We start from the raw sequence: 8,194 nt of genomic DNA on the forward strand, positions 1-8,194 counted from the left end.
GATCGTTCGTCGGATTGGTGCCCACCGAGTATTCCTCGGGTGCGTCACGGGTGCAGGGGTCGATCACCAAGACCGGGAACACGCATGTGCGCCGGTTGTTGGTCGAGTCCGCCTGGCATCACCGGCCCCGGTACCACGTCGGTGCCGTGATGCGGGGACGCTGGGATCAGGCACCCGCTGCCGCCCGGGCCCGCGGCGACGAAGGCAACCAGCGTCTGCACCGACGGTGGGTGGGCTTCCTCGAGCGCCGCAAACGGCCCACCGTCGCGAATGTGGCGATCGCCCGCGAGTTGGCCGGCTGGTGCTGGTCTCTGGCGGTCCTGACCGACTGATCGCCCACGATCTGCTTCGTCGCACGAGCCGGTGGTGGCAGCGCGTGGAGTGACCCGCGATACAGCTATGAGCAGGCCTCGTAGGGGTCGATGCTCGATCCTAGACCCGCGGACCCGCTCCAGCCGAAACCCCGTCCTGCGGTAGCCAATCCGCGTATATCAGTCTGACCGCGCGTCGTCAACGACACGCTCACCACGCAGACTCGTCGAGGAAGCAACGAGGCGCCGCCGGGCTAGCTCCCCGACGGCGCCTCACCATGCCCCCTTGACAAAGTTTCTTACATATCAGCTGTTATGGCCGTCGCTCTCGGTAGTGCTACCGATTCACCGCATTACGGGGTGTCAGACTTTAGTGCTGCTGCCTGTTGCGTTCGTGCAATGGCCTGCACGCGGTGCAACGGGTCGTGGGTGGGAGCGTTGCGGGCCGCAACCTGCCGGGGTTCCGGGTCCGGGTTACCGCAACGACCACGTCCCCGCGCGGCGCGGGGACGTGGTCCCGGGTGTCCTCTCCTGGACAACCAGACACGCCCGCCTGCTGTACGCTGTGCGCACAAGTAGCCCGGCCGAGTACGTGCCCGGTGCACCCACCAACCTGTGGGCTGCGAGATCGACTGACATCAATACACACCGTGACTCTAAAACCACGTGGCCCGACAATCGGGACCTGCCACGGATCCCTCACTAGAATCGATTGAATTGTCTACACCAGGAGCGTGCATGGGCGACCTCGTCAGTGGAGGTACGCGCGGGAGATTCCGCGACGCTGCAACGGGAAGCACCGTTGGCGTGATCACCACCGCGTTTCGGGACGAGGGCAACGGTCCCGACCCCAGCCCGACCCGACGCACAGGCCCATCGGGCGGCCATGCTCATGGCCGGCCCGCCGAGCGCAGGCAAGCCCAGCACGCACGAGCGCCTGTTCAATAATCACTGGCGCGAACTCGATTTCGACGTGTTCAAGGGCTACTTACTTGAGGCTGCCCTCACCGACGGTTCGCTCCAGGAGATGCCCGGCGAGCAGAGCTACTTCTACCCGGACGAGCTGTCCGCACTCGTTCACCGCGAATCGACCGAGCTGTTCGCGGTTGCCGCGAGAGAAGCGATCGGCCGCGGAGAAAGCCTGGTCATCGACGGCACGATGGCCTGGAAACCGTGGTCCGAGGAGCTCGTCGCCCGGTTGATGGCGGCCGACATACCTGATGGGAAGTGGATGCCGTGGGAGTACGCCACCGATGGCCGCTTCAACTGGATGACGCCCCGGGTCGCTGGTGGAGGCACGATGAGTGTTGTTTACCGCGGTAAACAACACCGGCACACGCCTGATCAGGGGCGGGGACTGGTGAGGATGTCGAGGAGTGCGCGCACGCCATCCTCGTCGAGGTAGTCGAGCAGTGCGTGGGCGAGGGTGGCCGGATTCGCCTCCAATCGGCGGAAGGTGCGGGTGACCTTCGCGGCGGTCACCGGGGTTCGATCCGGTTTCCGCTCGCCTGGAGTGGTGTCCTGATCCGGATCGGGTGCCTGGTGTCCCTGGTCCCGTTCCGCCTTCCATGCCTCGACCTGTGCTTGTGGGGGAACCTGGGCGAGCGAGCGCGCGGTACGAATCGCGAGTTCGCCTTTGCGGAGGGCGGTTTGAAGCTCGGGTGCCAACTGGAGAAGAGCCCTGCGTTGTGAGACCCACCCCTTGGACTTGGCGAGTTTGAGCGCGGCCCGTTCCGCGGTTCCGCATTCGGCGACCATGAGCTCGACGGCCTTGGCCTCTTCGATGACGTCGAAGTCTCGGCGTCCGACGTTCTCGATGACCGCCGCCGCGAGCAGAGTGACCCGATTCTTGGCCACCTCGTCCTTGACGACGATATCGAGTGTCGGGCGGCCGAAGTTGTCGGCGGCGGCGAGCCGTCGACAGCCGTTGATCACCACCCATCGCGCGAGGCCGATGTTGGGTTCGTCTTCCGGGTACAGCGTCAGGTAGGCGCCCCGGGTCACGACCAGTGCGGGCTGGAGTTGGGTACCGGTGATCGAGACCAGGTCGGTGAGATCGCCGAGGTGGTCGCGGGGATTACGCGGATTCGGCGCGAGTTCGCTCAGTGGCACATTGGTCGGTGTCGTGCTGGCGGCCGGCCGGTCGACGGGGGAGTGGTCACCGACCGCGCCGGCGAGGGTGGCGAGGTTGGTGCGGGTTCCGCGTGCCATCATCGCCCCCCGTCGATCCGCAGCTCGAGGGCGAGCCGGTAGAAGTCCTCACGGGCTTGCAGGGCGACCCGGTTGGCGGGGTATTCGGTGACGACCAAGCCGTCCGCACTCGCTCGGGCATGGAGTTTGTAGTGCCGGATGACGGTCTTGGCGAGGGGCCACTTATTGGCGCGGACGAAGTCCTTGGTCTCCTCGAGGTCGAGTTTGCCGTCTCGGGGATCCCAGTTGTTGATCACCACCGTGTACGGGATACCGCGGGGCTCGAGTACTTTTCGGATGGTGCGGGCGGTCGGGTCGAACGAGAGTGGTTCGGTTTCCATCGGCACGATTACGTGGTCGGCGACCTCGAGCACGGTCCGCAGGGCGTCGGCGGCAGGGCCCCGGCCCAGTGGGTCGGAGGTGTCATCGGCACCGTTGAGGTCGATCCAGCCGGGGGTGTCGACGTACACGTGGCGGATGCCGGGCAGCTGGCCCAGCTGACGGAGACCGGCGAGATCGTCGTGCGCCTGCACGACGTGGAACGGCAGGCTTTCGAGGCGGTCGGCCCACCAGATCGCCGAACCCTGCGGGTCGACGGATACCGCGGCCACTGGGGATGTGCCGCCGGGTTCGTCGTCCTGGTTGAGAACGTCCGCGGCGACTGCGGCGAGGTTGACGGCAACGGTGCTCTTGCCGACGCCGCCCTTTTGATTGAGAAGGACATGAATGGTCATGGGACCCTTTCCGTTTGCTTCACCCACGCGTGTGGGCTACTTCGGACAGGTAGCCACGGTACGGTACCAGGATGCCGCAGCCTGTCCGACATGCGACGCGGTTCGGTTGGCCACCGGTTGTTTACCGCGGTAAACAAGATCCTCACGGGCGGGTGGCGGCTCCGATCTCACCATCACCCACCCACCCACCCACCCACCCGGCCGGTCGCTGACTGGGAACGAAGGGGAAGGGACCGCGGGGCCACGGGACATGTGGCCGCTCAGCCGGATCCGGTCCGCCGTCACCGGGTCGAGCGAGGTGGTCTCAGCCGAGATCACCGAGGACGTCCAGAAGTTCGGCCAGGAGCCTTTCGGTGCGTTCTTCGACGTCGTCGAGGAGGTCGGTAACGTCGTGCAGCCCCGTGTGGGCGCCGTGGCGGGCCCGGAGTCCCCGTTCGTAGTAGCCGGGGTCGAGAACGATGTCCGGGACCGGGGGGCACGGTGGCTGTTCCGGTGTCGGGGGGACTCGGCGCCGGGTCGGAGGATGCGTGGACGCCCGGCCGGTCAGGTGGGCGCGCACCAAGGCTGCCACCGACTGCGCGGTCAGTGCTGTCGGGGCATAGGGGGTGTGCCCCCACCGGTCTATCGGGGTCAGTAGCGGGCTCTGGTCCTGCTGGGCACGTCCCACGTATCTGCCCAGATTCGATCCACGGTCGAGGTATTGGCCCAGGAGCGACGTGCCGGGGTGGGAGTCGAGGAAACCGAGGATCTCGAGCCAGTTCCGGTAAACGGATGCCGCATCAACGAGGGGCAGGACGACCCGAAGCTCCTCGCCGGCCGCGGCAACGACGAGCTGATTCCCATCCGAGGTGATCTCGTCGCGGCGCAGGCGGGCGATCTGCTCGAACGACAGCTCGGCGGCCAGGGTGAGGAGCAGGCCGTCTCGGCGCCCGAAGATTCCGGCCGGCCAGCCGGTGGTCGGCAGCCGCGGCACCCGTTCCGCCGCCGCCGCGGCGATGCGATTGCGCCGCGCGGTCCGCGCGCTGTTGAGCAGGCCTCGGATGGTCTCATTGTGACCCGGTTGCGGTAGACCAGTGCAGCGGTGGGCGGTGTTGATGGCGCTCACCCTGCGGCGTTGGGTCAGCGGGGCGGCGGGGTGTTCGGCAACGAACATCGCCACCGTGACCGGGTCGGCCGGTAAGTCCGGAAGGTCGGCGGCCGCGCACCAGTCGGCGAATAACCGCCACGCGTGCCGGGACACCCGGTCCAGGGATTTGCCGGTGAATTCCCCGGCAGACGTCAGAGCCCGCGGCTCTCCCTGAACCTGGAACGCCGGGGCGAAGTCTGGGTGTAATCCCATGTCAGAGGCCGATATCGGTGACGGCATTGGCGACCAGTGGGGCGTTTTCGCGGGCGTAGACCTCGATCATCGCGGCGGTGGTGTGCCCGGTCTGCCGCATGATCGCGTGCGCATCCTTACCGTTGCGGACCGCCTGAGTGACAAACCCGGCCCGCAACGAATGACCCCCCAGCTGCGCGACCACCACAGGGTCGTAGCCCGCTTCGGCGGCGCGGCGGCGGATCACCCCATGCACCGCGGCTCCGGTGAGCCCACCGTCGGAGATGTTGCCGTTCTTGCGCACCGACCGGAACAACGAAGCCCGCGCACGGGTCCGCGGCACTGCGCCCCTGCAGACGTGCGTCTCGAAAGCCGGCGCGTTGCGCAGCAACCGGATCACCCCCGGCCGCCCCGCGGTGTCGTAGGCGGCGACCACTTGCACCCACCGCACAAATGCGCAGGGCGGGCAACGGTGATGGTTGGTGGTGCACGGCACCGCCCGCACTGCGCCTTCACCTTCTTGGTCGGTCTTGGACCGCCGCAGCCGCACGTGCAGGCCGTCCAGCCGGTGCATGCTCACGTCGCTACAGACCAGGTCGGCGAGCTCCCCGCGCCGGAAGGCGCCGGCGAATCCGAGCAGCAGCAGGGCGGTGTCGCGGCGCTCGAGCACCTCCGACGCCCACCCGGTGACCGCCTCGCGGGCGGCGGTGACGAGGGCGACGACGTCGTCGACCAGCAGCGGTGCGGCCTGCCGCCGTGGTCGCTGTCCGCTGGCGGCGTAGTCGCGGCGGATCCCGGACAGGGTGGCCGCGACCATTTCATGGTGGCCGGGGGCGCCGTGTCCGGCGCGGCGGTGGTGGTGCCCCAGGGCGGCCACCCACCGCGACAGGGTGGCCGGGGCGTAGGCCCTCTGCCCGTCCTCGGTGAGGGTGTCGGCGGCGTCGACCAGGTAGGCGGCCACCACCATCGGATGCGCCGGCAACGCGATGTGCCCGCGGGAGAAACACCACGTGACGAAACGCGCCCAGTCCGAGGCATAGCCGCGGCGAGTACTTTCCGCCCGCGATCGCTGCACCGCGGCGGCGATCCGAGCGGCCACCTCCTCCGCGATCACCGGGCCAGAGCCGGAGATCGCGGAGGAGGTGGCCGTCACCTGTCCGGAGAGCGGCTCATCCGCCTGATCGAGGGTCACCGCCGCAGGGTATCGGGTGGCACCGACAGACTGCAGCAGGAAAACGAGCTGACGACGGGATTTACCAAGATAGCTGCGATAATCGAAATTATCGTCGCCGAGTGCGCACCAATCATGAGTGACCCGGAGTGGGTGGCTGGATCGGCCCTCGCTTCCCCGATGCTGGCCCAGGATTCGGTGCCGGGTCCCGATATAGTCCCCGGACTGCTCCGGTTTGAACGCTCCTATTGGCGATGCCGCGACTCAAACCGCGATGGTCAGGGGCGGACATCTATTGGGGGAACTGGCTATCCAGCCATTTCTGTACCGACATGACCGTTCCGTACCCATGCTCACGCAGACCGGGATCTTTACCTACTTCGGAGACAACCATCACCTGTCGCGCTGTGGTGGGACCGCCGGCTTGTTCAAGTCAACTGACTTCGCCGGTCCAGGTTTGGATTGAGCAGGGGGCGAGGAAGTTGTCCGCCGCTTCTCGAACGCCGCGAGCGCGGCTTCGTTCTCATCATCCCTGATTACTGACAGCACTAGCAATCCAACGACGTAAGCACAGAGCAGTAGCCATACCCAATGATTTGAAAACCCCAGGCCGAGCATCACGAACGCGAGGACGGTTTTGGCCAAAAAACTGCCACTCCTGTCAGTTGCTGGGCGTATTGAGGACTCCATGGGTGGGAGCTGGGCACCGGCCTCAGAGGTCAATGGCAACTGCCGCTTTGATGCCATTTCGGAGCTTGGCCATGAACTCACGAGTCGACTTTTCCATGTGCGTCGGTACATTCTTGACCTTGACCTTGGCCTTGACCTGTCCGGACGGTGAAACAGATCTGGTTGGGATCTCTCACCTTCTTTGCTGCCCTACCGGCCAATGCGCCGCCAATCATATTTCCTGCCACAACTCGAGGAACTGTGGTGCATGAGGATGTAGTGCTCGCACCCAGTCCCATTTCAAAGGTCACTTCGTTGATTGGATAGACACGTTTGCTGATCCGGAATACCGGTCCGTTGATCTCGCATCCGTCGAGTTTCGCGTTGTGTTCGTTGACGATCCTTGCTTCGGCACGCTGGACAGCCTTCGCAATTCGATTCCGCATCGGCGACACCCCAGATACCGCGGCACCTACGCCCATCCACGTCGGCGAGGTCCACATCCACTACGACGGGCCCTGCGCCGACGGCGCCGGAACCGGGCGACAGGCTTCGCTCGCGTGTTCCGCAGCAAGCGACGATAACCCACAACCCCCAGGAGCACACCATGATCGGATCACTGACGGTGGCGAGCGCCTTGCCGATGGTGACGATGTCGTCGCTACAGGTCACCGGACGGAGAGAGTGCAGAGCTGAAGACGGCCAGGTTGCGGAAGCCGAGGGCGATCCCCCGCAGGTGTTCGAGGCGCCCGTTGATCGCCTCGACCGGTCCCTTGGAGACGTTGACGTCGAAGCAGGCGAGGATCTCGTGGCGCCGTCTCCGCAGGCTACGACTGAGCTGCACGAGTTCCTCGAGCCACTTCGGGAGACCTGCTCGGATCCGTTTGAGGAACTTGAACATCGCCAGATTTCTGGCTAGTACACGTTGCCTGAGATCGTCCTACGGGGCCAAATGCTCAGGTAGCAGATCCGGCTGCGATACGCTGCCGCTCGCGCAACATCCAGTAAGCCGAGATTGCTGTTAGGGCTACAGTGCCAAACGCGCTCGCGAATTGCGCCTGCGCAAGGCTCTGGACCGCCGATAGGGCTAACACGGCGGTCACACCCACGGCTGTGTAGTAGCGACGTTTAAGTCTGATAGCAGGGTCCGGATGTGAATAGAACCGCTTCACACGTGGGTAGCAGTACTTCACTGCGTAGTACGCACCAATAAGGGGAAGAAGTGCCAGGTACAGGCCCCACTTCGCCATAAGAAAACACAGCCTAATGCCCTTCTCGATACTTCTTGAACTAGGTGCGAGGGGCACCGATACGCCAAAAGGTCCGGCACCGAAAAATAAACCCATAGTTCGGAGATCTTGCACGATACCGCCGACAGAGCCGAAATCGGGTCCGCCCGAGATGATACGAAGCACGGCGTCGGTTCCCCGCATTCCCTGCCGTACCCGTCCTACCTCCCGCAGTCCCAACGCCTAGCCTTTGTCGACGGCAGGCAGGCCGCGCGAGCGCCGCCGAAGCGGGACCGGCTGGTTCGTCATCGCCGGTGTTCCCTACTTGCTCTTGCGGCGTTGCAGGGCGCGGCGTTGCTGGCGAGAGAGCGTCGAGGTGTCCGGTGTTCTCGTCGTGGCCGGTTCGGGTGGTGTGGTGGTGCGGCGGACGTAGTCTTCCAGTAGTGGGGCGAGCCGCAGAATTGAATCGCCTACCGAGCTGCCGGTTGCTTCTACTCGCAGGCGACGCCGTCACCGTCTCGGTCGAGTTTGCTGGCGTAGCCGGGTTCGCCGACGTAGATGGGTGCGGCGCC

7 protein-coding genes and 1 pseudogene are annotated in these 8,194 nt (G+C 65.5%); 2 read left to right on the forward strand and 6 right to left on the reverse strand.

The window, feature by feature from the left end; translation table 11 throughout:
* Positions 1-332 (forward strand): transposase (locus tag RM2_RS22255; RefSeq protein ID WP_139277901.1); only part of this gene is annotated, 332 nt, incomplete at its 5' end.
* A gap of 865 nt (positions 333-1,197) precedes the next feature.
* Positions 1,198-1,716 (forward strand): DEAD/DEAH box helicase family protein, encoded by a 519-nt coding sequence (locus RM2_RS22260; protein WP_072691664.1) that lies wholly within the window; start codon positions 1,198-1,200, stop codon positions 1,714-1,716.
* Here the strand turns inward: RM2_RS22260 and RM2_RS22265 are convergent.
* The 6 genes and pseudogenes from RM2_RS22265 to RM2_RS22295 all read right to left on the reverse strand — a co-directional run.
* The gene (locus RM2_RS22265; protein ID WP_072691665.1) at positions 1,656-2,522 is read right to left on the reverse strand and encodes a ParB/RepB/Spo0J family partition protein; all 867 of its coding nucleotides are present in this window, start codon (positions 2,520-2,522) and stop codon (positions 1,656-1,658) included. The two genes, RM2_RS22260 and RM2_RS22265, sit on opposite strands and share 61 nt — an antisense overlap.
* The gene (locus RM2_RS22270) at positions 2,522-3,235 is read right to left on the reverse strand and encodes a ParA family protein (protein ID WP_072691666.1); all 714 of its coding nucleotides are present in this window, start codon (positions 3,233-3,235) and stop codon (positions 2,522-2,524) included. The genes RM2_RS22265 and RM2_RS22270 overlap by 1 nt, the downstream gene beginning before the upstream one ends.
* A 304-nt stretch (positions 3,236-3,539) precedes the next feature.
* Positions 3,540-4,574 carry a hypothetical protein gene (locus RM2_RS22275; RefSeq protein WP_245814099.1) on the reverse strand — a complete coding sequence of 345 codons (1,035 nt, stop codon included), beginning with the start codon at positions 4,572-4,574 and terminating at the stop codon, positions 3,540-3,542.
* 1 nt (position 4,575) lies between these two features.
* Positions 4,576-5,745, reverse strand: a complete 1,170-nt coding sequence (locus tag RM2_RS22280; protein WP_072691667.1) for a site-specific integrase — start codon at positions 5,743-5,745, stop codon at positions 4,576-4,578.
* A 1,309-nt stretch (positions 5,746-7,054) separates the two neighbouring features.
* Positions 7,055-7,294, reverse strand: a pseudogene (locus tag RM2_RS22285) (transposase); the annotation flags it as partial.
* A gap of 819 nt (positions 7,295-8,113) precedes the next feature.
* Positions 8,114-8,194 (reverse strand): excalibur calcium-binding domain-containing protein (locus tag RM2_RS22295; protein WP_139277892.1); only part of this gene is annotated, 81 nt, incomplete at its 5' end.

Source organism: Rhodococcus marinonascens NBRC 14363 (genome assembly GCF_001894885.1).
Classification (GTDB): domain Bacteria; phylum Actinomycetota; class Actinomycetes; order Mycobacteriales; family Mycobacteriaceae; genus Rhodococcus_F; species Rhodococcus_F marinonascens.

Excerpts from the sequence above, each read along its gene's own strand:
- RM2_RS22265 (WP_072691665.1), bottom strand. The coding sequence starts at position 2,522 with ATGGCACGCGGAACCCGCACCAACCTCGCCACCCTCGCCGGCGCGGTC.
- RM2_RS22275 (WP_245814099.1), bottom strand. The coding sequence starts at position 4,574 with ATGGGATTACACCCAGACTTCGCCCCGGCGTTCCAGGTTCAGGGAGAG.
- RM2_RS22260 (WP_072691664.1), top strand. The coding sequence starts at position 1,198 with ATGCTCATGGCCGGCCCGCCGAGCGCAGGCAAGCCCAGCACGCACGAG.
- RM2_RS22270 (WP_072691666.1), bottom strand. The coding sequence starts at position 3,235 with ATGACCATTCATGTCCTTCTCAATCAAAAGGGCGGCGTCGGCAAGAGC.